This window comes from Streptomyces sp. NPDC102274, from assembly GCF_044766385.1.
GTDB lineage: Bacteria > Actinomycetota > Actinomycetes > Streptomycetales > Streptomycetaceae > Streptomyces.
Genome location: NZ_JBIWLW010000013.1, coordinates 175,940 through 202,854, shown reverse-complemented (window position 1 = coordinate 202,854; position 26,915 = coordinate 175,940). Strand labels below are relative to the sequence as shown.

The 26,915-nt window shown below is 74.2% G+C and carries 1 protein-coding gene (cut by a window edge); it reads right to left on the bottom strand.

The genetic code is table 11. From position 1 onward, the window contains the following. Positions 1-26,915, bottom strand: partial view of a type I polyketide synthase gene (locus tag ACIRQP_RS19955; protein WP_403891591.1) — the 5' portion only. The gene continues 1,687 nt to the left of window position 1, outside the view; the window shows 26,915 of its 28,602 coding nt (coding positions 1-26,915); its start codon is at positions 26,913-26,915; its stop codon lies off the left edge, out of view.

The window sequence follows — 26,915 nt, the reverse complement described above, 5'->3', positions numbered from 1 at the left end:
GTCTCGCGCAGCGCCAGGAGCGAGAGGACACCGGCGAAGCGCGTGCCGTCCCCGGCGTGCGTGCTCCGGGCGAGGTCGCGCAGTTCCCCGGCCAGTCCGGCCCGGTCGGGGCTGCCCGCCGCCAGCCGTACGACCTTGGTGCCGAGCGCGGCGAGCGCGTCGGACACCCAGGCGTCCCCGGTCAGTTCGGCGGGGACCACCGCGAGCCAGGTGCCCGTCAGCGGCTTGCGGTGGGCGAGGGACGCGCCGGCCAGTGCCTTCCAGACGATCCGGTGGCGCCAGCCTTCGACGACCGATTCGTCGTTCCGCTGCCTGCGCCAGTCCAGCAGGGCGGGCAGCACCTTCGACAGGGCGTCGCCCTCGACGTCCAGGGTGGACTCCAGCGAGGCGAAGTCCTGCTGTTCCACGGCGTCCCAGAACGCACGGTCGGTGGCCTCCGTCTGCTGCGCGGCGCCGCCGGTGGCGGTGGCGCCGGGCATGACGTCCGGCCAGAACCGGCCGCGCTGGAAAGCGTACGTGGGCAGGTCCAGCCACTGGGCTCCGGTGCCCGCGAAGAACGCGGACCACCGGGGGCTCACCCCATGGACATGCAGCCGGGCCAACGCGGTGACGAGCGTGGTCTCCTCGCCCCTGCCCTTGCGCAGGACCGGTACGGCCACGGCGCCGCGCGGCGCCGTCTCCTGGGCCAGCGCGGAGAGGATCCCGTCCGGCCCCAGCTCCAGGAACGTGGTCACGCCGCGCTCCGTCATGGTCCGTACGCCGTCGGCGAAGCGGACGGCCTCGCGGACGTGGCGTACCCAGTACTCCGGCGAGCCCAGTTCGTCGGCCGTGGCGCGGGCGCCGGTCAGGTTGGACACCACCGGGATACGGGGCGCCCGGAGCGACAGCCCTGCGACGACGGCGCGGAACTCGTCCAGCATCGGGTCCATCAGCGGCGAGTGGAAGGCGTGCGAGACGCGCAGCCTGTTCGTCTTGCGGCCCTGGGCCTCCAGTCGGGCCGCGACCTCCAGGACCGTGTTCTCGTCACCGGAGATCACCAGCGACGTCGGGCCGTTGACCGCCGCCACGGAGACCCGCTCCGACAGCAGCGGCAGGACCTCCTCCTCGGTGGCCTGGACGGCGACCATCGCGCCACCGGACGGCAGGGCCTGCATCAGCCGGGCCCGCGCGACCACCAGCCGGGCCGCGTCCTCCAGCGAGAACACCCCCGCCACATGGGCCGCGGCGATCTCACCGATCGAGTGGCCGGCCACGAAGTCCGGCCTCAGGTCCCAGGACTCCACCAGCCGGAAGAGCGCCACCTCGATGGCGAACAGCGCGGGCTGGGCGCGGCCCGTCTCGTTCAGCGCGTCCGCGTCCTCGCCCCACATCACCTCACGCAGCGAACACCCCAGCCGGGCCTCCAGCGCGGTCAGTACGGTATCGAGCGCCTCCGCGAACACCGGGAAGGCCTCGTACAGTTCGCGGCCCATGCCGATCCGCTGCGAGCCCTGGCCCGAGAAGAGGAACGCGCGCTTTCCGACCCGCTCCATGTGGTGCTCGACCAGGTCCGAGGCGGTACCGCCCTCGGCCAGGGCAGCGAGTCCCGCGAGCAGACCGTCCCGGCCGGTGACGGTCAGGGCGGCCCGGTGCTCGAAGACCACGCGGGTCGTCGCGAGCGAGAACGCCAGGTCGGTCAGCGGGGCGTCGGGCCGCGCCGTGACATGGGCGAGCAGCCCCCGGGCCTGGGCCCGCAGCGCGTTCCCGGACTTCCCGGAGAGCAGGACCGGCAGCGTCTCCGCCTCGCGAATGGGCGCCGCGGGCGCGGTGGATGCCGGGGCGGCGGCGGGCGCCTGCTCCAGGATGACGTGGGCGTTCGTACCACTGGCACCGAACGAGGAGACTCCGGCGCGGCGCGGGCGGCCCGACTCGGGCCAGGCGACCTGCTCGGTGAGCAGCTGGGCGGCGCCCGCCGTCCAGTCCACGTGCGAGGTCGGAGTCTCGGCGTAGAGCGACCTCGGCAGGGTGCCGTGCCGCATCGCCATCACCATCTTGATCACGCCCGCGACACCGGAGGCGGCCTGAGTGTGACCGATGTTGGACTTCAGCGAACCGAGCAGCACCGGGCGCTCCGGGTCGCGGTCCTGGCCGTAGGTCGCCAGCAGCGCCTGCGCCTCGATCGGGTCGCCGAGCTTGGTGCCGGTGCCGTGGGCCTCGATGGCGTCCACCTCGGCGGCGGTCAGGGCGGAGTTGGCGAGCGCCTGCCGGATCACCCGCTGCTGGGCGGGTCCGCTGGGCGCGGTCAGTCCGTTGGAGGCGCCGTCCTGGTTGATCGCGGAGCCGCGCAGGACGGCCAGGATGTGGTGGCCGTTTCGCCGGGCGTCGGAGAGCCGCTCGACGACGAGCATGCCCACGCCCTCGGACCAGCCGGTGCCGTCCGCGTCCTCGGAGAACGCCTTGCAGCGGCCGTCGGGCGACAGCGCGCCCTGGGCGCTGAATTCGACGAAGCCCGCCGGGGTGGCCATCACGGTCACACCGCCGGCCAGCGCGAGGGAGCACTCGCCCGAGCGCAGTGCCTGGGCCGCCAGATGGAGCGCGACCAGCGACGAGGAGCAGGCGGTGTCCACGGAGACCGTCGGCCCCTGGAGGCCGAAGGAGTACGCGAGGCGGCCGGACAGAAGGCTCGCCGACTGGGCCGTCTCCCACTGGCCCGCCTCGGCCGGCGGCCGGTAGTCGCCGCTGCCGCCGCCGACGTAGACGCCGGTGGTGCTGCCCCGCAGGGTCGCCGCGTCGATGCCCGCCCGCTCCAGCGCCTCCCAGGCCGCTTCGAGCACGATGCGCTGCTGCGGGTCCATCACGATGGCCTCGCGCGGCGAGATGCCGAAGACTCCGGGGTCGAAGTCGGCGGCGTCGTGGAGAAAGCCGCCGTTTCCGGTGGTGCTGCGTCCGCGTCCGCCCTCCGGCGGGCCGCCGAGCAGGGTGTCGAGGTCCCAGCCGCGGTCGGTGGGGAACTCCCCCACGGCATCGGTCTCGTCCATGACGAGCTGCCACAGCTCCTCGGGCGAGCCGACTCCCCCCGGGTAGCGGCAGGCCATGCCGACGATGACGACGGGGTCGTCGCCGGACCGGGCCGAGGCCGCCACGGGGGCCGCGGCGTCCGGCAGTTCGCCGAGCAGCAGGCCGCGCAGATACTCCGCGAGTTCGGCCGGGGTCGGGTGGTCGAAGACCAGGGTGGCGGGCAGGGTGACGCCGGTGCTCGCCGTGAGCTGGTTGCGCAGATCGACGGCGGTCAGCGAGTCGAACCCGAGGTCGCGGAAGGGCAGATCGGACTCGACCACCGCGGTGTCCGGGTGTCCGAGGACCGCGGCGACCTTGTCGGTGACGAGGGTGAGCAGGGCGTCGGCGCGCTCCGCCTCGGGCAGTTCCAGCAGCCGCCGCCGGTAGCCGCCGGCCGCCGAGCGCTCGTCGCCGCGGTCGCGTTCGGCCGCGTCGATGGCCTCGCGTGCTTCGGGCAGGTCCACGAGCAGGGCGCCGCGGCGTGCTTCGGTGAAGGCCGGTGCGAAGGTCTCCCAGCGCACGTCGGCCACGGTCACGGCGGCCTCGTCGTCGGCGACGGCCCTGCCGAGCGCGGCGAGCGCCGCGTCGGCGTCCAGTACGGGCAGTCCGTTCATCCGCAGATGCGCGGCCATGGTGGTGTCGACCACGTCCGACCAGGCGCTCCAGGAGACGGAGAGCGCGGTGGCTCCCCGGGCGCGGCGCTGCCGGGCGAAGGCGTCGAGATACGCGCCGAGCGCCGCCTCGTCCGCCTGGCCCCGGACGCCCCAGACCCCGGCGATCGTGCCGAAGAGGACGAACGCGTCGAGCGGCCGGTCGCCGAGGACGGTGTCGAGCCGGACGGCTCCGGCCAGCGCGGCGGCGAGGCCCGCGGACGGGGAGCCGGCGGTGCCGGTGGCCTCCTCCGCGTGGATCACCGCGGTCAGCGGCGCCTCCTCGGGGAGCGCGGCGAGCAGCGCGGTCAGCGCGTCGTGGTCGGCGAGGTCGCAGACGGCGAAGGTGACGGTGGCGCCGAGCCGCTTCAGTTCGGCTTCGAGCGCGTCGGATCCGGCGAGGTCGGAGGCGTGACGGCCGGTCAGTACGAGGTGCCCGGCGCCCTCGCGGGCCAGCCGGCGGGCGGCCCGGCCGCCCATCGTTCCCGTACCGCCGGTGATGAGCACGGTGCCGGTGGGCCGCCAGGAGGCGCCGGACGGGTTGGCCGGTGTGGTGGTCGTACGGACCAGCCTGCGGCCGAGGGTCGCGCCGGTGCGGACCGCGATCTGGTCCTCCCCGTCGCCGCCTTGACGGTCCGTCAGGACGGCCGCGAAGGCGGCGCCCGTGCGGTCGTCGATCGTTTCGGGGAGATCGATCAGGCCGCCCCAGCGGTCGGGGTGCTCCAGGGCGGTGACCCGGCCCCGGCCCCATACGGCGGCCTGTCCGGCGCTGAGCGGCGGCTCGGAGGGAGCCACGGAGACGGCGCCGCGGGTGACGCACCACAGCGGCGCGTCGATCCCCGCCGCGTCCAGCGCGGTCAGCAGCGTGTCGGGCCAGGCCGCGTCCGCCGGCAGGTCCAGGGCGCCCGTGGCGCCCGTGGCGAGCAGCGAGACGACGCCGGTGCGGGGGGCTCCGTCCCGGTCCGCGCGCGCCATGGCCAGCGCTCCCACCAGTCCGCTGGGGTCGGCGGGGTCGACCGCGACCGTGTCCAGCCGTGCCGTGCCCGTACGCAGCGCCTCGACGGCGGCGGAGAGCCACGGCGAGTCGGCGCCGGCCGCCACGATCACCAGCCAGTCGCCGGACGGCGCGGTCGCGGCCCGCGCGGCAAGCGGTGTCCAGGTCTCGTGGTAGCGCCAGTTGGCGCCCGCGGACCGCTCGCCCCGGCGGCGGCGCCAGGCGGAGAGCGCGGGCACCATCGTGGTGACGGTGTCGCCGTCCAGGTCAAGCGAGGCGGCCAGCGACTCCAGGTCCTCGCGCTCCACCGCCGACCAGAACTCGGCGTCCACCGGGTCGGACGCACCGGCGGCGGGTGCGGCGGGCTCGGGCCAGTACCGCTCGCGCTGGAAGGCGTAGGTCGGCAGCTCGACCCGGCGCGCGCGCAGGCCCTCGAAGAACGCGGCCCAGCGCGGTCCCGTGCCATGCGTGTGCAGCGCGGCCAGCGCGGCGACCACGGCCGCCTCCTCGCCCTGGTCCTTGCGCAGGAGCGGCACCACCACGGGTGCGGGCTCGACACCGTCCAGGCTCTGCTGCGCCATCGCGGCGAACGCACCGTCGGGGCCCAGTTCCACGAACGTCCCGACCCCGGCGTCGCGCAGGGTGCGCACGCCGTCGGCGAACCGAACGGCTTCGCGTACGTGCCGCACCCAGTAGGCGGGCGAGCACAGTTCGTCCGCCGCCGCCAGGACGCCGGTCAGGTTGGAGACCACCGGGATACGGGGCTCCTCGTAGGTGAGTGCCTCGGTGACCCGGGCGAAGTCCGCGAGCATCGGGTCCATCAGCGGCGAGTGGAAGGCGTGCGAGACCCGCAGCCGCGTGGTGCGGCGGCCGTCGGAGGCGAACAGTTCGGCGACCTCCAGGACGGCGTCCTCCGTGCCCGCGATGACCAGCGCGCGGGGGCCGTTGACGGCCGCGATGGAGACATCGCCGTCCAGCAGCGGGGCGACTTCGTCCTCGGTGGCCTGGAGGGCGACCATCGCGCCGCCCTGCGGGAGCGCCTGCATGAGCGAGGCGCGGGCCGCGACCAGCCGGCAGGCGTCCGCCAGGGAGAACACCCCCGCCACATGCGCGGCGGCGATCTCACCGATGGAGTGCCCGGCCACGAAGTCCGGGGTGAGGCCCCAGGACTCGGCCAGCCGGAACAGCGCGACCTCGATCGCGAACAGCGCGGGCTGGGTCCAGCCCGTCTCGTCGAGCAGCTCCGCCTCGAAGGTGCCCGGGTCGGCGAACAGCACTTCCCTGAGCGGGAATTCGAGCTCCGTGTCCAGATGGGCGAGGACCGCGTCCAGGGCTTCGGCGAAGACCGGGAACCGCTCGTACAGCTCACGGCCCATGGCGCCGCGCTGGCTGCCCTGGCCGGAGAAGAGGAACGCGGTCCTGCCGGGGGCGCGGCTCGCGACGCCGCGCCCGCTCTCCCGTACACCGTCGGCGCCGGTCAGCAGCACCGCGCGGTGCGGGAAGACCGTACGGTCCGTGGCGAGCGAGCGGCCGATGTCCAGCGCGGACAGGCCGCTGTGCGCCGCGGCGAAGGAGGTGACCCGGTCGATCTGGGCCTGGAGCGCCTCGCGGGTCCTGCCGGAGACGATCCACGGCACGACGGCCGGGGTGGCGACGGGCTCGGCGGTCTCCGCCGCCGGTGCCTCGACGGCCGGTGCCTGCTCGACGATGACATGCGCGTTCGTACCGCTGACGCCGAACGCCGAGACTCCGGCGCGGCGCGGGCGGCCGGTCTCCGGCCACGCCTCCGGCTCGGTGAGCAGCCGTACGTCGCCCGCCGTCCAGTCCACATGCGCCGAGGGGGTGCCGATGTGCAGCGACTTGGGCAGGGTGCCGTGCCGCATCGCCAGCAGCATCTTGATGACGCCCGCGACGCCGGCGGCGGCCTGGGTGTGGCCGATGTTGGACTTGACGGTACCGAGGAGCAGTGGACGCTCCCGGTCCCGGCCGTAGGTGGTGAGCAGGGCCTGGGCCTCGATCGGGTCGCCCAGGGTGGTGCCGGTGCCATGGGCCTCGACGGCGTCGATGTCGGCGGGGGTCAGTCCGGCGTCGGCGAGCGCCTGCCGGATGACCCGCTGCTGCGAGGGGCCGTTGGGGGCGGTGAGTCCGTTGGAGGCGCCGTCCTGGTTGACGGCGGTGGAGCGGATGATGCCGCGGACCTCGTGTCCGTTGCGTACCGCGTCGGAGAGCCGTTCCAGAACCAGGATGCCGACGCCCTCGGACCAGGCGGTGCCGTCGGCGGAGTCGGAGAACGCCTTGCAGCGGCCGTCGGGGGCCAGTCCGCCCTGGGTGGAGAACTCGACGAAGGAGTCGGGGCTCGACATCACGGAGACGCCGCCCGCGATCACCAGCGAGCATTCACCGGCGCTCAGTGCCTTGCCGGCCCAGTGCAGCGCGACCAGCGAGGAGGAGCAGGCGGTGTCGATGGTGACCGCCGGGCCCTCCAGGCCGAGGGCGTAGGAGAGGCGGCCGGACATGACGCTGGCGGTGTTGCCGGTGGCCACATACCCCTGGACGTCGGAGACGGACCGGCGCAGCAGGTTGGGGTAGTCCTGGCCATTGGTGCCGACGAAGACGCCGGTGGTGGAGCCGCGCAGAGCGGACGGATCGATCCCGGCGCGCTCCAGCGCCTCCCAGGTCGCTTCGAGCAGCAGGCGCTGCTGCGGGTCCATCGCCAGTGCCTCACGCGGCGAGATGCCGAAGAAGCGGGCGTCGAAGTCGGCGACCCCGGTGAGGAATCCGCCTTCGAGGGTGTCGGAGGCGCCCGCGCCGAGGGCCTCGATGTCCCAGCCCCGGTCGTCCGGGAAGCGGGTGATGCCGTCCCTGCCCTCGTCGAGCAGCTGCCACAGCTCCTCCGGCGAGGAGACCCCGCCGGGGAAGCGGCAGCTGATGCCGACGACGGCGATCGGGTCGTCGTCGAGCGGGCGTCCCGCTGCCACGGGTGCGGCGGCGGCCGGTCCCGGCAGCGAGCCGAGGAGTTCGGCGAGCAGGAACGCGGCCATCTCGCGCGGGGTCGGCTGGTCGTAAACGAGGGAGACGGGGAGGCTGAGCCCGGTGGCGGCGGCGAGCCCGTTGCGCAGTTCGAGTGTGGTCAGTGAGTCGAAGCCGAGGTCGCGGAAGGCCCGGTCGTCCTCGATGGCGCCCGCGTCGGAGTGGCCGAGTACGGCGGCCACTTGGCCGCGCAGCAGGTCCAGTACGTATCCGCCGCGCTCCGCCGCGGGGAGTTCCGCGAGCCGCTGCCGCAGCTCCGGCTCCCCTCCGGTGGCGCCGGACGGGGCGGTGGCGGACTGCCGTACCTCGGGCAGGTCGCCGACGAGCGGCAGGGGGCGGGTCGCGGCGAAGGCGCGGAGGAAGCGGGTCCAGTCGATGTCGGCGAGCGCGAGGACGGCGTCGTCCTGCTCGATCGCCCGGAGCAGGGCGCGGACGGCGGGTTCCGGGGCGAGCGGCTCGAATCCGCCGCGCCGTACGCGGGTCTCGATCTCGGCCGCGTCGGCGACCATGCCGGATCCGGCCCAGGGGCCCCAGGCGACCGAGAGCGCGGTCTGTCCGTGCGCCCGCCGGTATTCGGCGAGGGCGTCCAAGTAGGCGTTGGCAGCGGCGTAGTTGCCCTGTCCGGCGGCGCCGAAGACGCCCGCCGTGGAGGAGAAGAGGACGAACGCGGACAGCGGCAGCCCGGCGGTCAGTTCGTGCAGATGACGCGCGGAGGCGACCTTCGCGTCCAGGACGGTCCTGAAGCTGTCCTGGGTCAGCGCGTCCACCACGCTGTCCTCCACGACACCGGCCGTGTGGACGACCGCGCTGAGCGGGGTGTCCTCGGGGACGGAGCCGAGCAGGGCGGCCAGCGCCTCGCGGTCGGCGACATCGCAGGCCGCGATGGTGACCCGGGCGCCGAGTCCGGTCAGTTCGGTGCGCAGCGCGTCCGCGCCGGGGGTGTTCTCGCCGCGCCTGCTGACGAGCAGCAGGTGTTCGGCGCCGGCGCGGGCGAGACCTCGGGCGACATGTCCGCCGAGGCCGCCGGTGCCGCCGGTGATCAGGGTGGTGCCGGACGGGTCGAAGGGGCGCCCGTCGCTCCGCGCGGCGGGGCTGTGGGCGAGCCGGCGTACGAAGACGCCGGAGGCGCGTACGGCCGACTCGCTCTCGCCGACGGTCCCGGCCAGGACGCCGCGCAGCCTGCGCGCGGTGTGCGTGTCGAGCTGCTCGGGCAGGTCGACGCAGCCGCCCCAGCGGTCGGGCTGTTCGAGCGCGATGACACGGCCGAGGCCCCATACGGCGGCCTGGTCGAGTCCGACCACCGGCTCGGAGCGGCCCACGGAGACCGCGCCGCGGGTGACGGTCCACAGCGGCGCGCCGATCCCGGCGTCGCCGAGCGCCTGTACGGCGACGGTGGTGAGGAGGAGGGAGTCCGGTACGCCGGTGCGTGCGGCGCTCTGGCAGCCGGCGAGGCCGAGCAGCGACAGGACTCCGGCGAACTCCCCGTGTTCGGCGTGGAGTCCGGCCAGCCGTGCGGCGAGCGCGTTCCGGTCGGCGGCGGTGACCTCGCACAGGACGGTCCGGGTGGCGAGGGCGCGGACGACCTCGGCGGACCACTCGGGGTCCTCCGTACGGGACGGCGTGAGGACGAGCCAGCGGCCGGTCAGCGCGGTCGGCGCGGTGGATCCGGTCTGCGGCTTCCAGCTGACCCGGTAGCGCCAGGCGTCCACCTCGGACTGCTCGTCGCGGCGGCGGCGCCAGGCGGTGAGCGCCGGGACCATCGCGGTGACGGTCGCGTCGTCCAGACCGAGCGAGGTGGCGAGCGAGCTGATGTCGTCGCGCTCCACGGCCGACCAGAACTCTGCGTCCGCCGCGCTGCCCGCGCTCGCCGGCGGGGCCGTGACGGCGAGGGTGTCGGGCCAGTACCGCTCGCGCTGGAAGGCGTAGGTCGGCAGTTCGATCCGGTGTGCGCCGGTGTCCGCGAAGTACGCGGACCAGTCGACGTCCACGCCGTGGGCGTACGCCCCGGCCAGCGCGGTGACGACCGCCTGCTCCTCGGGCCGGCCGGCCCTCAGCAGAGGCAGCAGTCCGGTGCGCGGGGCGTCGGTGAGGCTCTCCCTGGCCATGCCGCAGAGCACGCCGTCGGGGCCGGTCTCCAGGAAGGTACGGACCCCGCCCTGTGCCGAGAGCCAGTTGATCCCGTCGGCGAAGCGGACGGCCTGCCGCACGTGCGTGACCCAGTACTCCGGGGTGCTCACCTGGTCGTCGGTGGCGAGCGAACCGGTGACGTTGGAGACGAGGGGGATCACCGGCGGGTGGTACGTGATGCCCCGCGCGACCCGGGCGAAGTCGTCGAGCATGGCGTCCATGAGCGGCGAGTGGAAGGCATGGCTCACCCGCAGTCGCCTGGTCTTGCGCCCGTCGGCCCCGATCGTCGCGGCGATGTCGAGGACGGCCTCCTCGGCGCCCGCGACGACGAGCGACGCCGGGCCGTTGACGGCGGCGATGGACACCTGGTCCTCGCGTCCGGCGAGCAGCGGCAGGACCTCGTCCTCGGCGGCCTGGAGGGAGATCATCGCGCCGCCCTCGGGCAGCGCCTGCATCAGCCGGCCGCGCGCCACCACCAGGGCGCACGCGTCCTCCAGGGAGAACACCCCGGCGACGTGCGCCGCGGCGAGTTCGCCGATGGAGTGCCCGGCGAGATAGTCCGGCGTGATGCCCCAGGACGTGGCGAGCCGGAACAGCGCGACCTCGATGGCGAAGAGGGCGGGCTGCGCGTACTCGGTCCGGTCGAGCAGGGGCGCCTCCGGCGAGTCCTCGGCGGAGAAGAGGATCTCGCGCAGCGGCCGGTCCAGCGCACCGTCCACCCGCGCCAGTACGGCGTCGAGCGCGTCGGCGAAGACGGGGAACCGCTCGTACAGTTCCCGGCCCATGCCGGGGCGCTGGCTGCCCTGGCCGGTGAAGAGGAACGCCGTACGGCCGCGACCCGTACCGCCCTGGACGACCCCGGGGCCCGGCAGTCCGTCGCGCAGGGCCAGCAGGCCCCGCAGCACTTCGTCGCGCTCCCCCGCCACCACGGCGGCGCGGCGCTCCAGACCGGCCCGGGAGGTGGCCAGGGAGAAGGCGAGGTCGGTGAGGCGCGCGTCCGGGCGCTCCTCCACCAGCGAGAGCAGCCGGCCCGCCTGGGCGCGCAGCGCGGCCTCGCTCCTGGCGGAGACCACCAGCGGCAGGGTGCCGGGGCGGGGCTCGCTGTCGGGTGCCGGTTCCCCGGCGGGCTCCTCGGCGGGGGCCTGTTCGAGGATGGTGTGCACGTTGGTGCCGCTGAGTCCGAAGGAGGAGACGGCGCCGCGGCGCGGGCGGCCGGTCTCGGGCCAGTCGGTCTGCTCGGTCAGCAGACCGATGGCGCCGGAGGACCAGTCCACGTGCGAGGACGGGGTGTCGATGTGCAGGGTCTTCGGCACGATGCCCTGCTGGAGTGCGTGCACCATCTTGATCACGCTGGCGACGCCGGAGGCCATCTGGGTGTGGCCGATGTTGCTCTTCACCGAGCCGAGGAGCAGGGGTCGTTCGGTCTCCCGGTCCTGGCCGTAGGTGGTGAGCAGGGCCTGTGCCTCGATGGGGTCGCCCAGCGCGGTGCCGGTGCCGTGGCCCTCGATGACGTCGACTTCGCGGGATTCGAGTCCGGCGTTGGCCAGGGCCTGGCGGATGACCCGCTGCTGCGAGGGGCCGTTGGGGGCGGTGAGTCCGTTGGAGGCGCCGTCCTGGTTGACGGCGGAGCCGCGTACGACCGCCAGCACGGTGTGGCCGTTACGCCGGGCGTCGGAGAGGCGCTCCAGCAGGACCAGCCCGACGCCCTCGGCGAGCGTCATGCCGTCGGCGGCCTCGGCGTACGCCTTGCAGCGGCCGTCGACCGCGAGGGCCCGCTGCCGGCTGAAGCCGACGAAGGCGCTGGGGGTGGACATGATGCTGACGCCGCCCGCGAGCGCGAGGGAGCTCTCGCCGTTGCGCAGCGACTGGCAGGCCAGATGCAGTGCGACCAGCGAGGAGGAGCAGGCGGTGTCGAGGGTGACGGCCGGTCCCTCGAAGCCGAAGAGGTAGGAGACCCGGCCCGACAGCACGCTGGAGAGCGTGCCGGTGATCATGTGGCCTTCCGAGCCCTCGGCGGAGTTGACCACGCTGGAGGCGTAGTCCTGGTAGCTGGCGCCGATGAAGGTGCCGGTGAGGCTGGAGCGCTGGGCGACGATGTCGATCCCGGCGTGCTCGAAGGCCTCCCAGGCCGTCTCCAGCAGCAGGCGCTGCTGCGGGTCCATCGACATGGCCTCACGCGGCGAGATGCCGAAGAAGCCGGGGTCGAACTCGGCGACGTCCCGCAGGAATCCGCCCTGGACGGAGTAGGTCCGCCCGGAGCGGTCCGGGTCGGGGTCGTAGAGCCCCTCGGCGTCCCAGCCGCGGTCGGCGGGGAAGCCGGAGATGGCGTCCGTACCGTTCAGGACGAGCTTCCACAGCTCCTCGGGCGAGGTGACCCCGCCGGGGTAGCGGCAGCTCATGCCGACGATGGCGATCGGGTCGTCGTCGGCGGAGAGGGACGCGGGGAGCGCGGCCGTGCCGGTGGCGCTCCGCGCGCCGGCCAGTTCGGAGCGGAGGAAGCCGGCGAGCGCGGCGGGGCTCGGGTAGTCGAAGACCATGGTCGTCGGCAGCGTCAGCCCCATGACGGACGCGAGTCGGTTGCGCAGTCCGACAGCGGTGAGCGAGTCGAAGCCGACGTCACGGAAGGCCCGTTGGTCGGGCAGGGCGTCGGGGGACGAGAGGCCCAGGACGGCCATGGCTTCGGTACGGACGACCTCCAGCACCAGCCGCTCCTGCTCGGCGGCGGACAGCGCGCGCAGCCGGGCGGTGAACTCGCCCTCCACGACGGTGCCGGTGGTCTGTTCCGCGGCCTCGGTGAGGGCGCGGACCTCGGGGATCTCGGTGAAGAGGGCCGTGGGGCGGCCGGAGGTGTAGACGGGGTAGTACGTCTCCCAGTCGACGTCGGCGACGGCGACGACGGTCTCGTCGTCGTCCAGGGCCCGCTTCAGTCCGGTCAGCGCCAGCTGCGGGTCCATGAACTCCAGACCGCTGCGGCGGATCATCTTCGGGTCGACGCGGCCGGCCTTGATGTCGTCGGCCCAGATGCCCCAGGACAGGGAGGTGGCGCGCAGACCGCGGGCGCGCCGGTGGGCGGCGAGCGCGGCGAGATAGGCGTTGCCCGCCACATAGGCGGCGTGCGCTCCGCTGCCCCACATGCCGGCGGTGGACGAGTAGAGGATCAGGTCGTCCAGGTCGTCGTTGTCGAGGAGTTCGTCCAGGACCTGGGCGCCGGTCACCTTCGCGTGCAGGACGCGGGAGAAGGCGTCCATGGTGGTCTCGGCCAGTGAGTACAGCTCGATGAGGGCGGCGGTGTGGACGACCGTGCGTACGGTACGGCCCGCGGCCTTGAGGTCCGCGAGGAGCGCGGCGACGGCGTCGCGGTCGGTCACATCGCAGGCGACGGCGGTGGCTTCCGCACCCGACGCGGCCAGTTCCGCGACCAGTTCGGCCGCGCCCGGGGCGTCGATGCCCCGGCGGCTCATGAGCACCAGGTGCTCGGCGCCCTCTCCGGCCAGCCAGCGGGCGAGATGCGGGGCGAGGGTGCCGGAGCCGCCGGTGATGAGCGTGGTGCCGCGCGGCGTCCAGTCGCGGGAGATCCCCCGCTCCCCGGCTTCGGCGCGGACGATACGGCGGGTGAAGACCCCGGAGGAGCGGATGGCGAGCTGGTCGTCCTCGCCGAGCGCGCCCGAGAGCGCGGAGGCGAGCCGTCCGGCCGCCCGCCGGTCGAGCGTGTGCGGCAGGTCGATGACGCCGCCCCAGCGCTGCGGGTGCTCCAGCGCGGCGGTCCAGCCCACGCCGGACACCAGTGCCTGGACGGGGGAGGTGACCTCGTCGGAGCGGCCGGTGGAGACCGCGCCCCGGGTGAGGAACCACAGGGGCGTCTCGATTCCGGCGTCGCCCAGGGCCTGGACCAGCGAGACGGTCAGCGCGAGGCCGAGCGTCAGTCCCGGGTTGAGCCCGCCGGGCTCCTCGGCGGCGGCGAGCGTCGAGACGATCCCGGCGAACTCACCGATTCCGGCGAGCCGTTCGGCGAGGACGGCGCGGTCCGCGCAGGGCTCGTCCAGCACCAGCCGGATCACCTCGGCGCCCTGGCCGCCGAGCGCGTCGGCCACCTCGGCGGTGTCGTGCCCGTCGGCGGAGACGACGAGCCAACTGCCGGTCAGCGACGGCTGCGGGACGGTGCCCACCGGTGCCCAGGACACCCGGTAGCGCCAGGAGTCGACGGTGCTGCGGTCCTTGCGGGACCTGCGCCACGACGACAGCGCGGGCAGTACGGCGGCCACGGAGTCCTCGTCCGTGCCCAGGGTGGACGTCAGCGCGGAGAGGTCTTCCCGCTCCACCGCCGTCCAGAACTCCTCGTCGACGGGGTCGGCGGCGAGGGCGTGCTCGGGGGCGGGCGGTATGGCCCAGAGCTTCTCGTGCTGGAAGGCGTAGGTCGGCAGATCGACCCGCCGGGCGTCCGTGCCCGCGAAGAGTCCGGCCCAGTCGGCCTCGACGCCGCGTACGGAGACCTCGGCGACCGAGAGCAGGAAGCGGGAGACGCTGCCCTGGTCACGGCGCAACGTGCCGGTGGCGACGGCCGGTTCGGCCGTCTCGTCGATCATGTCCTGCACCGACATGGTCAGTACGGGATGCGAGCTGACCTCGATGAAGGCGCGGTGCCCGGCGTCCAGCAGGGCGCGTACGCCGTCGGCGAAGAGGACCCGCCGGCGCAGATTGCGGAACCAGTAGCCCGCGTCCATCTCCTCGGTGTCCAGCCAGTCGCCGGTCATCGTCGAGAAGAACGGGACGTCGGAGGCGCGCGGGGTGACCGGCGCGAGCACATCGAGGAGTTCGTCGTGCAGATTCTCGACCTGCGCGGAGTGCGAGGCGTAGTCCACCGCGACCCGGCGGACCCGTACCTCCTCGGCCGTCAGCTCCGCCGACAGTTCGTCCAGCGCGTCCGGTTCGCCGGAGACGACGACCGAGCGCGGCCCGTTGACGGCGGCCACGGAGACCCGGCCCGACCACGCGTCCAGCCGGTTCTCCAGCTGGTCCACCGGCAGTGCCACGGACATCATTCCGCCGTGACCGGCCAGCGTGCGGCCGATCGCCTGGCTGCGCAGCGCCACGACCCGGGCGCCGTCCCGCAGGGACAGCGCGCCGGACACGACGGCCGCCGCGATCTCGCCCTGCGAGTGGCCCACGACCGCGGCGGGCTCCACGCCCCGCGAGCGCCAGAGGGCCGCGAGCGACACCATGACCGCGAACGAGGCGGGCTGGACGACATCGACGCGTTCCAGCGTGGGCGCGCCCTCCGTCTCCCGCAGCACATCGAGGAGGGACCAGTCCACGAACTCGCCGAGAGCGGCGGCGCATTCGCCGATCCGCTCGGCGAAGACCGGAGACTCCGACAGCAGTTGGGCGCCCATCCCGGCCCACTGCGAGCCCTGTCCGGGGAAGACGAAGACCGTCTTGCCCTCGACGTCGGCCACGCCCCGGGCCACCACGGACGACGGTCCGTCGGCCGCGACGGCGCGCAGGGCCTCCAGCGGGTCGGTGTCCTCGGTGGGGACCACCACGGCGCGGTGCTCGAAGACCGAGCGGGACGCGACGAGCGAGAAGCCCAGATCGAGCGGGCGCGGCGCGGGGTCCGCGTTCTCGACGTACGAGACCAGCCGGGCCGCCTGCTCGCGCAGCGCGGCGCCGGTCCTGGCCGAGACGGCCCACGGGACGACACCGCCCGCGACGGGCACCGGCGGGAGCGCGGGAGCGGTCGGCATCGGGCACACGTGGTCGGCCACCGGCGCCTGCTCCAGCAGGGTATGGGCGTTGGTGCCGCTGATGCCGAACGACGAGACGGCGGCCCGGCGCGGGCGGCCGGTCTCGGGCCACTCGACGGCCTCGTGCAGCAGCCGCACCGTGCCGGAGGACCAGTCCACGTGCGAGGACGGGTTCTCGGCGTGCAGCGTCCTCGGCAGCACGCCGTGACGCAGCGCCATCACCATCTTGATGACGCTCGCGACACCGGCGGCGGACTGGGTGTGCCCGATGTTGGACTTGACCGAGCCGAGCAGCAGGGAGCGCTCCGGGTCGCGGTCCCGGCCGTAGGTCGCCAGCAGTGCCTGCGCCTCGATCGGGTCGCCGAGCGGCGTACCGGTGCCGTGCGCCTCCAGGGCGTCGATGTCGGAGGGGGCGAGGCGCGCGTTGGCCAGCGCCTGGCGCATCACGCGCTGCTGCGAGGGGCCGTTGGGGGCGGTGAGCCCGTTGGACGCGCCGTCCTGGTTGATGGCCGAACCGCGGATCACCGCGAGGACGGGGTGTCCGTTGCGCCGGGCGTCGGAGAGCCGCTCGACCAGCAGGACGCCGACGCCCTCGGCGAGCGTCATGCCGTCCGCGTCGTCGGAGAACGCCTTGCAGCGTCCGTCCTGCGCGAGGGCCCGCTGCCGGCTGAACGCGACGAAGGGGGCGGGCGTGGTCATGATCGTGGCGCCGCCCGCGACGGCGAGCGTGGACTCGCCGTTGCGCAGTGACTGGCAGGCCAGATGGAGCGCGACCAGCGAGGACGAGCAGGCCGTGTCGACGGTGACGGCGGGGCCTTCGAGACCGAAGACGTACGAGATACGTCCGGACAGGACGCTGGGGCTGCTCCCGGTGACCATGTGGCCCTCGGCGCCGTCGCCCGCGCCGAGGCCGTAGTCCTGGTAGCTGGAGCCGATGAAGGTTCCGGTCAGGCTGCCGCGTGCCTCGGCGGGGTTGATCCCGGCGCGCTCGAAGCTCTCCCAGGTGGTCTCCAGCAGCAGCCGCTGCTGGGGGTCCATCACCAGCGCCTCGCGCGGGGAGATGCCGAAGAATGTGGGGTCGAACGCGTCGGCCTCGTGCAGGAATCCGCCGAGCGTCGAGTAGGTCTTGCCCTGCCGGTCGGGGTCGGGGTCGAAGAGCCCCTGGGCGTCCCAGCCGCGGTTGACGGGGAATTCCGTCACCGCGTCCGCGCCGTTGGTGACCAGGTCCCACAGCTGTTCCGGGGAGTCGGCGCCGCCGGGGAAGCGGCAGCTCATGCCGATGATCGCGATGGGCTCGTCGTCGGCCGCGCCGGTGGCGACCGGGCCCGCCACCTCCAGGACGGAGCCGAGGATCTCGGCCCGCAGATACCGCGCCAGCTCCACCGGGGTCGGATAGTCGAAGACCATGGTGCTGGGCAGGGTGAGGCCGGTGACGCCGGAGAGCCGCTTGCGCAGTTCGACGGCGGTCAGCGAGTCGAAGCCGATGTCGCGGAAGGCACGTCCTTCCGCGACACCGTCGGCGGAGCCGTGGCCGAGGACCGCGGCGGCCTCGCTCCGTACGAGGTCGGAGAGGAACCGGTCCTGCTCGGGCCCGTCCAGGGCGCGTACGCGCGTGACGAACTGGGAGGCGCTGCCGGTGTCGTCCGGTGCGCCGGCGCCGGCGAGCGCCCGTACCTCGGGCAGGTCGGCGAGCAGCGCGCTGGGGCGTACCGACGTGAACACCGGCCCGTAGCGGTCCCAGTCGACGTCGGCGACCGTGACGGTGATGTCCCGCTGGACGACGGCGCGGCGCAGTTCGGCCATGGCCGGGCCCGGCTCCAGGAAGCCGAGTCCCTGGCGCTTCAGGGCGCCGGAGACCGCCTCGTCGGTGGCCATGCCGGCTTCGGCCCAGGGGCCCCAGGCGACGGAGGTGGCGGTCAGGCCCCGGGCGCGCCGGTGCTCGGCGAGGGCGTCGAGATAGGCGTTGGCGGCGCCGTAGGCGCTCTGGCCGCCGCTCCCCCACACACCCGCGATGGAGCCGAAGAGGACGAACAGGTCGAGTTCGCGGTCCCCGAGCAGGGCGTCGAGATGGGCGGCTCCGGCCAGCTTCGCGGAGGTCAGCCCGGCGAACTCGGCGGGGGTCAGCTCGGCCAGGGGGCCGTACTGTCCGACGCCCGCGGTGTGCACGACCCCGGTCAGCGGCAGTTCGGCCGGGATGCCGGCGAGTACGGCGGCGAGCGCGTCGCGGTCGGCGGCGTCGCAGGCGACGATCTCGACGCGCGCGCCCAGTTCCTCCAGCTCGGCGCGGAGTTCGGCGGCGCCGGGGGCGTCGGGGCCGCGCCGGGACGTGAGGACGAGGTTCTCGGCGCCGGAGCGGGCCAGCCAGCGGCCGACCTCGGCGCCGAGGCCACCGGTGCCGCCGGTGACCAGTACGGTGCCCCGGGCGGTGAACTCCTCGGCGGCGGGGACCGCGTCGACGGTGTACCGGACGAGCCGACGGCCGGAGACTCCGGAGGCGCGCAGCGCGACCTGGTCCTCGCCGTCGGGGGCGTCCTTCGTGGCGAGCACGCCCGCGAGCCGCTGCGCGGCCTGCTGGTCGAGTGTGCCGGGCAGGTCGATCAGTCCGCCCCAGAGCCGCGGGTACTCCAGGGCCACGGTCCGGCCGAGGCCCCAGGCGGCGGCCTGGGCGGGGTGGGTGACCGGGTCGGCGGGGCCGGTGGACACGGCGCCCCGGGTGGCCGTCCACAGCCGTCCCCGTGATCCGGTGTCGTCGAGTGCCTGGACGAGCGCGAGCGTCAGGGCGAGGCCCTGGGTGAGCGGCGCGTGGCTGTCGCTCGGGCGCTCGTCCAGCGGGAGCAGGGAGAGCACATGGGCGGCGCTGTCGCTGGACTCGGTGGACTTGGTGGATGCGAGCCGCGCGGCCAGCGTCCGCCGGTCGGCGCACGAGGGGTCCAGGACGAGGCGGCGTACCCGCGCGCCGTGGGCGCTGAGCGCGGCCGCCAGCCGTTCGGCGAGATCGCCGACGCCCGCCTCGGTGTCTTCGGCGCCGCTGATCTCGCTGGTGTCGCTCGTGTCGCTCGTCTCACCGGTCTCGCTGGTCTCGCTGGTGACGAGCAGCCAGGTGCCGTCCAGGACCGGGGCGGCCAGCTTGTTGAGCCTGGTCCATTCGACGCGGTAGCGCAACGAGTCCAGCAGGGTCTTCTCCTGCTTGCCGCGGCGCCAGGACGTCAGCGCGGGCAGCAGGGAGCCGAGGGAATCGTGTTCCTGTTCGCCCAGACCGAGGATGGCGGCCAGCTCATCGGCGTCGCCGCGCTCCACGGCGGCCCACAGCCGCTGGTCCCCCGGGTCGGCGCTCGCCGCGACGGAGGCCGCGGGCAGCTCGGGCCAGTAGAACGTGTGCTGGAAGGCGTAGGTCGGCAGATCGACGCGGCGGGCGCCGCTGCCCGCGAAGTAGGCCGGCCAGTCGACCGTGCCGCCCCGCACCTGGAGCCGGGCCAGCGCGGCGGTGACGGACGCCTCCTCCCCGCGGCCGGCGCGGCAGAGCGGGACGAGTTCGGCTTCGTAGGTGTCGCCCAGGGTGTCCTGGGCCATGGCGGAGAGCGGTGCGTCGGGGCCCAGTTCCAGGAAGGTGGTCGTGCCGGCGTCGCGCAGCGTGCGGACGCAGTCGGCGAAGCGGACCGCGTCGCGGACATGCGCGACCCAGTACTCCGCCGAGCACACCTGCTCGTCGGTGGCGAGGGCGCCGGTCAGGTTCGAGACCAGCGGGATCCGCGGCGCGCTGTAGGTGAGTCCTTCGGCGACGGCTCGGAACGCGTCGAGCATCCCGGCCATGCGCGGCGAGTGGAAGGCATGGCTCACCCGCAGGCGCTTGGTCTTGCGCCCGCGCGCCTCGAACGCGGCGGCGATCTCCAGGACCGCGTCCTCGTCACCGGAGACGACGACCGAGTCGGGGCCGTTGACCGCGGCGATCGAGACGGTGTCCTCGCGGTCGGCCAGCAACGGGGTGACCTCGTCCTCGGCCGCCTGTACCGCGACCATCACGCCGCCGGTGGGCAGCGCCTGCATCAGCCGGCCGCGGGCCGCGACCAGCGCGCAGGCGTCCGCGAGCGACAGCACGCCCGCGACATGGGCCGCCGCGAGTTCACCGATCGAGTGCCCGGCGACGAAGTCCGGTGTGACGCCCCAGGACCGTACGAGACGGAACAGCGCGACCTCGACCGCGAACAGCGCGGGCTGGGTCCAGCGGGTCTCGTCCAGCAGCGCGGCCTCGGCCGTGCCTTCGCCGGCGAACAGCACCTCGCGCAGCGGCCGGTCGAGCATCGGGTCCAGCTCGGCGAACACCGTGTCGAGCGCCTCGGCGAACACCGGGAACCGCTCGTACAGTTCGCGTCCCATGGCGGGCCGCTGGCTGCCCTGGCCGGTGAAGAGCAGGGCGGTCCTGCCGCGCCGCGCCGCCTCGCCCTCGATCAGTCCGGCGTCGGGGCGGTCGGTGGCCAGCGCGGTGAGCGACCGCAGCAGCACGGTACGGTCCCCCGCCACCACGGCGGCGCGCTGATCGAACCGGGTACGGGTGGTGGCGAGCGAGTACGCCGTGTCCACCAGGTCGAGTCCGGGCCGCGCCTGTACGTAGGAGAGCAGCCGGGCGGCCTGGCCGCGCAGGGCGTCCCGGGTCCGGCCCGAGATCAGCCAGGGCACGGCTCCGGGCTCGCGGCGCGGGGCGGTGCGCGCGGGGACCGTGGTGCGCGGGGCCTGCTCGATGATGGTGTGGACGTTGGTGCCGCTGATACCGAACGAGGAGACACCGGCCCGGCGCGGGCGGCCGGTCTCGGGCCAGGCGGTCTGCTCGGTCAGCAGCTCCACCGCGCCTTCCGACCAGTCCACATGCGAGGACGGGGCGTCGACGTGCAGCGTCCGCGGCAGTACTCCATGGCGCATCGCCATGATCATCTTGATCACGCCCGCCACACCGGCGGCGGCCTGGGTGTGACCGATGTTCGACTTCACCGAACCGAGCAGCAGCGGACGCTCCGGGTCGCGGTCACGCCCGTACGCGGCGAGCAGGGCCTGCGCCTCGATCGGGTCGCCGAGCGTGGTGCCGGTGCCGTGCGCCTCCACCACATCGACGTCGTCGGCCGCGAGTCCGCCGCTGGCGAGCGCCTGACGGATGACGCGCTGCTGCGACGGGCCGTTGGGGGCGGTCAGACCGTTGGAGGCGCCGTCCTGGTTGACGGCGGAGCCCCGGACCACCGCGAGGATCTCGTGGCCGTTGCGCCTGGCGTCCGAGAGGCGTTCCAGGACCAGCATGCCGACGCCCTCGGACCACCCGACGCCGTCGGCGGAGTCGGAGAACGCCTTGCAGCGGCCGTCAGGCGACAGTCCGCGCTGGCGGGCGAAGTCCACGAACACCGACGGGGTCGACATCACCGTCACACCGCCGGCCAGCGCGAGCGAGCACTCACCGCTGCGCAGTGCCTGCATCGCCCAGTGCATCGCGACGAGCGACGACGAGCACGCCGTGTCCACCGTCACCGCCGGGCCCTCCAGGCCCAGCGTGTAGGAGACCCGGCCGGATGCCAGGCTCGCCGAGCTGCCACCGCCCCGGAAGCCCTCGAACTCCGGGCCGGCCAGCACCGCGCCGTAGTCGCTGTACATCACTCCGGCGAACACACCGGTCGCGCTGCCGCGCAGCGTCGTCGGGTCCATGCCCGCCCGTTCCACGGCCTCCCAGGAGGCCTCCAGCAGCAGCCGCTGCTGCGAGTCGGTGGCGAGCGCCTCACGCGGGCTCATCCCGAAGAAGGCGGGGTCGAACTCGCCCGCCTCGTGCAGGAATCCGCCCGAGCGGGTGTACGCCGTACCGGCGTGGTCCGGGTCCGGGTGGTAGAGCGACTCGACGTCCCAGCCGCGGTTGGTGGGGAAGCCGGAGATGGCGTCGGCGCCCTCGGTGACCAACCGCCAGAGATCCTCCGGCGAGGCCACCCCGCCCGGATACCGACAGCTCATCCCCACGACCACGATCGGCTCGTCGGCCACCGCGGCGGTCCGCGTGGCGGCCGGAACGGCCACCGCCGCGTCGGAGCCGAGCAGTTCGTCGAGGAGGTAGGCGGCCAGGGCGCGCACGGTCGGGTAGTCGAAGACCAGTGTGGCGGGCAGCCGCAGTCCGGTGACGGTGCCCAGCCGGTTGCGCAGCTCCACCGCCGTCAGCGAGTCGAAGCCCAGCTCACGGAAGGCGCGCCCGGCGTCGATGTCCGCACCACTGGCGTGGCCCAGGACGAGGGCGACCTGTCCGCGTACGAGATCGAGCAGCAGTTCGGCACGCTCGGCCGCGTCCAGCCTGCTCAGCCGCTGGACGAGACCGCCGGCCGTGCCCGACCCCGCGACGGACGACGCGCGGCGGACGCGGGTGCGGATCAACGACCGCAGCAGCGGCGGTACTTCTCCCTGGGCACGGAGCACCGGCAGGTCCAGCCGTACGGGTACGACGGCGGCCTCGCCCGTGGTCAGCGCCGCGTCGAACAGCGCCACGCCCTGCTCGACCGGGAGCGCGGGTACCCCCGAGCGCGCGTGCCGCTCCGCCTCGTCCTCCGCCAGGGAGCCCGTCATACCGCCGGTACGGTCCCAGGGGCCCCAGGCGAGGGACACGCCCGGCAGGCCCTCGGAGCGGCGGCGCGCCATGAGCGCGTCCAGGAAGGCGTTTCCGGCCGCGTAGTTGCCCTGTCCCGCGCTGCCGATGACTCCGGCGACCGAGGAGAAGACCACGAAGGCGGCGAGCTTCTGACCGCGCGTCAGTTCATGCAGGTTCCAGGCCGCGTCCGCCTTGGGACGCAGGACCGTGTCCAGCCGTTCCGGAGTGAGCGAACCGACCAGTCCGTCGTCCAGCACACCCGCCGCATGGATCACGGCGGAGACGGTGTGGCGGGCCAGCAGCCCGGCCAGCGCGTCGCGGTCGGCCGCGTCGCACGCCTCGACCGTGACCTCGGCGCCCAGCTCCGTCAGCTCGTCCGTCAGCGCCCCGGCGCCCTCGGCGTCCGGGCCCCGGCGGCTCACCAGCAGCAGCCGGCGCACGCCGAGCCCGACCACCAGATGCCGCGCCACGACCGCGCCCAGACCGCCCGTACCACCGGTGATCAGCACGCTGCCGTCGGCGTCCCAGACCGGCCCGGCCCCGATCTCGCCGAGCGCCCTGCGCACCAGCCGCCCGGCCCTGATCTCGCCGTCCCGGATGATCAGCTGGGGCTCGTCCGTGCCCAGGGCCCGGAGCGGGAGCGTGACGGGCCCCGAGGGGTCCAGGTCGACCAGTCCGAAGCTGCCGGGGTTCTCCGACTGCGCGGAGCGCACCAGACCCCACGCCGCGGCCGACGCCACATCGGCGCCGCCCACGGCGCCGCGTGTCACGAACACCAGCCGTGATCCGGCGAACCGCTCCTCGGCGAGCCGGCCCTGCGCCGCCGCCAGGACCTCGGCGGTGAGCGCGTGGGCGGAGCGCGCCGCGTCCGCGTCGCCCGTACCGCCGACCGTCACCAGGACGACAGCGGGCACCGGATCCTCGCCCGCCGCCAGCGCCGCCAGATCCGGATGGACCACGACCGTGCCCGCCAGGGCCTCGTGCCCGGCGAGTCCGAACGCGTCGGGTCCCACCAGGGCAATGGATGCGGGGACGTTCGAACCCTGCCGTACGGGAACCCAGTCGAGACCGAACAGCGCGTCGCGGGCGGCCGTGGCGGCACTGTCCAGCTCCCGCTCCGCGACCGCGCGCAGCACCAGCGACTCGACGGAGACGACCGGCGCGCCGGAGGTGTCGGCGACGGTGATCGAGACCGCGTCCTCGGCGGCCGGGGAGAGCCGTACCCGCAGCGCGGAGGCTCCGCTCGCGTGCAGCGACACGCCCTCCCACGAGAAGGGCAGTCCGCCGCGGCTGTCGGCGCCGAGTTCGACGAAGGACGCCGCGTGCAGCGCCGCGTCCAGCAGCGCGGGGTGCAGACCGAACGCGTCCGCGTCTGCCTCGCCGGCCTCGGGCAGCACGACCTCGGCGTACACGTCGCCGTCGCGCCGCCAGGCGGCCCGCAGCCCCTGGAAGACCGGACCGTAGGCGAAGCCGTCGTCGGCCAGCCGGTCGTAGACGCCCTCGACGGCGACGGGCTCGGCCCCGGCGGGGGGCCACACGGCGGCGTCGAACCCGGCGCCCCGCTCCCCGGCCCGCTCGTCGACGGCCAGTACGCCGGTGGCGTGCCGCGTCCAGGCCGTCTCGTCGCCGCCCTCGGGGCGTGAGTAGACGTTGACGGTGCGTCGGCCGGAGTCGTCGGGGTTGCCGATCCACAGCTGGACCTGGACACCGCCCCGCTCCGGGAGGATCAGCGGCGCGGCCAGGGTCAGTTCCTCGACCAGGTCGCAGCCGACCTCGTCGCCCGCGCGGAGGGCGAGTTCGAGGAAGGCGGTGCCGGGAAGCAGTGTGGTGGCGCGCACCGCGTGGTCGGCGAGCCATGGGTGGGACTGGAGCGAGAGCCGGCCGGTGAGGAGCACGCCCTCGGAGTCGGCGAGGGAGACGGCGGCGGAGAGCAGCGGGTGGTGCGCCGCGCCGAGCCCGGCGGCCCGCAGATCGGCCGACTGGTTCTGGGCGCCGCCCTTGGGCCAGTACCTGCGGCGCTGGAAGGCGTAGGTCGGCAGGTCGTGACGGTGCGCGCCGGTGCCCGCGAAGTACTCCGCCCAGCGGACGGTGACGCCCCGTACGTACAGTCCGGCCAGCGCGGTGGTGAGGGTGTCGGTCTCGGGGCGGCCGGCCCGCAGCGCGGGCAGCGCGGCGTGGCCCTCCGCGTCCGCCGCGTCGAGGCAGTCCTCGGCCATCGCGGACAGGACGCTGTCGGGGCCGAGTTCGAGGAAGGTGGTGACGCCGTGGCCGGCGAGCCAGCCGACGCCGTCGGCGAACCGTACGGCCCGGCGGACATGATCCACCCAGTAGTCGGTGGAGGTGACCTGCGCGACCGTGGCGGGCTCGCCGGTGAGGTTGGAGACGAACGGCAGCAGCGGGGCCTGGAGGGACAGGCCGGCCACCACGGCGCGGAACTCGTCGAGCATCGGCTCCATGAGCGGCGAATGGAAGGCGTGCGAGACCGTCAGCCGCTTCGTCTTGCGGCCCCCGTCCGCCAGGCGGGCGGCGATCCCGGCGACCGCGCTCTCCTCACCGGCGAGGACGAGCGCGGAGGGGCCGTTGACCGCGGCGATCGTCACCGCGTCCTCGTGGCCGGCCAGCAGCGGGGTGACCTCGTCCTCGGTGGCCTGTACGGCGATCATCGCGCCGCCCTCGGGCAGCGCCTGCATCAGCCGGCCGCGGGCGGCGACAAGGGCGGCCGCGTCGGTCAGCGACAGCACTCCGGCGACATGGGCGGCGGTGATCTCGCCGATCGAGTGACCGGTCAGATAGTCCGGCTTGACGCCCCAGGACTCGACCAGGCGGTACAGCGCGACCTCGACGGCGAACAGCGCGGGCTGCGCGTACTCGGTACGGTTCAGCGCGTCGGCGTCCTCGCCCCAGAGCACATCACGCAGCGGCCGGTCGAGCAGCGGGTCGAGCGCGGCGAAGGCGGCGTCCAGTGCCTGGGCGAACACCGGGAATCTGGTGTGGAGTTCACGGCCCGCGCCGAGGCGCTGGGAGCCCTGGCCGGTGAAGAGGAACGCCAGCTTGCCGTCGCCCTGGGTGGCGCCCTGGACGGCGCCCCGCACCTGGCCGGCCGTCTCCCGGTCCTCGGCCAGCGCCGTCAGCGCGGCGAGCGCGCCGTCGCGGTCGGCGGCCAGGAGCACGGCGCGGTGCTCGAAGCCCGCGCGGGTGGTGGCCAGTGAGTAGGCGGTGTCGAGGACGCTCGCGGCGGGGTCGGCCTCCAGCGCGGCCAGCAGCCCGGCGGCCTGGGCGCGCAGCGCCTCACGGGTCCGTCCGGAGACCGGCAGCGGTACGGTGCCCGGCTCGATGCCGGCGCCGTCCGCGGGGGCGTCGGCAGCGTCATCGGCCCCGTCGGCGGCCGGGGCCTGCTCGACGATGGTGTGCGCGTTGGTGCCGCTGATGCCGAAGGAGGAGACGCCCGCGCGCCGGGGCGCGCCGGTCTCGGGCCAGGGGGCGTTCCGGTCGAGGATCCGGACCGCGCCCCGCGACCAGTCGACATGCGACGAGGGCTCGTCGGCCAGCAGGGTCCGGGGCAGTACTCCATGGCGCATCGCCATGACCATCTTGATGACACCCGCGACACCGGCGGCGGCCTGGGTGTGGCTGATGTTCGACTTGACGGAGCCCAGCAGCAGCGGCCGGTCCTTGTCGCGGCCCTGGCCGTAGGTGGCGAGCAGGGCCTGGGCCTCGACCGGGTCACCGAGCGTGGTGCCGGTGCCGTGTGCCTCCACGGCGTCGACCTCGGCGGCGGAGAGCCGGGAGTTGATCAGGGCCTGCTGGATGACCTCCTGCTGGGAGGGGCCGTTGGGCGCGGTCAGTCCGTTCGACGCGCCGTCCTGGTTGACGGCGGTGCCGCGCACCACGGCGAGGATCTCGTGGCCGTTGCGGCGGGCGTCGGAGAGCCGTTCCAGGACGAGGATGCCGACGCCCTCGGCCCAGCCGGTGCCGTCGGCGGTGTCCCCGAAGGAGCGGCAGCGGCCGTCCGCGGAGAGGCCGCCCTGACGGCCCATCTCGATGAAGGTGCCGGGGCTCGACATGACGGTGACGCCGCCGGCCAGCGCGAGGGTGCACTCCCCCGCGCGCAGCGCCTGGGTGGCGAGATGGACGGCCACGAGCGAGGAGGAACAGGCGGTGTCCACGGTGACGGCGGGGCCGACCGTACCGAAGGTGTAGGAGATACGTCCGGACAGGACGCTGCCGGTGTTGCCGGTGAGCTGGAACCCCTCGGCGCCGTCGGCGGGACCGACCCGGTAGTCCTGGGCCATCGCGCCCATGAACACACCGGTCTGGCTGCCCTTGACCGAGGTCGGGTCGATGCCCGCGCGTTCGAACGCCTCCCAGGCGGACTCCAGTGCGACGCGCTGCTGCGGGTCCATCGCCACGGCCTCGCGCGGCGAGATACCGAAGAAGTCGGCGTCGAAGTCGGGGGCGTCGTGCAGGAATCCGCCGGACGAGGTGCTGGACGAGGAGAGCGCCTCGGCGTCCCAGCCGCGGTCGGTGGGGAACGCCGTGATGCCGTTCTCACCGGCCTCGACCAGGCGCCAGAGGTCTTCCGGGCTGCTGACACCGCCGGGGTAGCGACAGGTCATACCGATGATGGCGATCGGCTCCTGGGCCGCCGTCTCCAGCTCATTGACCCGCTGCCGCGTCCTTCGGAGATCGGCGGTGGCAAGCTTGAGGTAGTCCCGGAGCTTCTGTTCGTTGTCCAT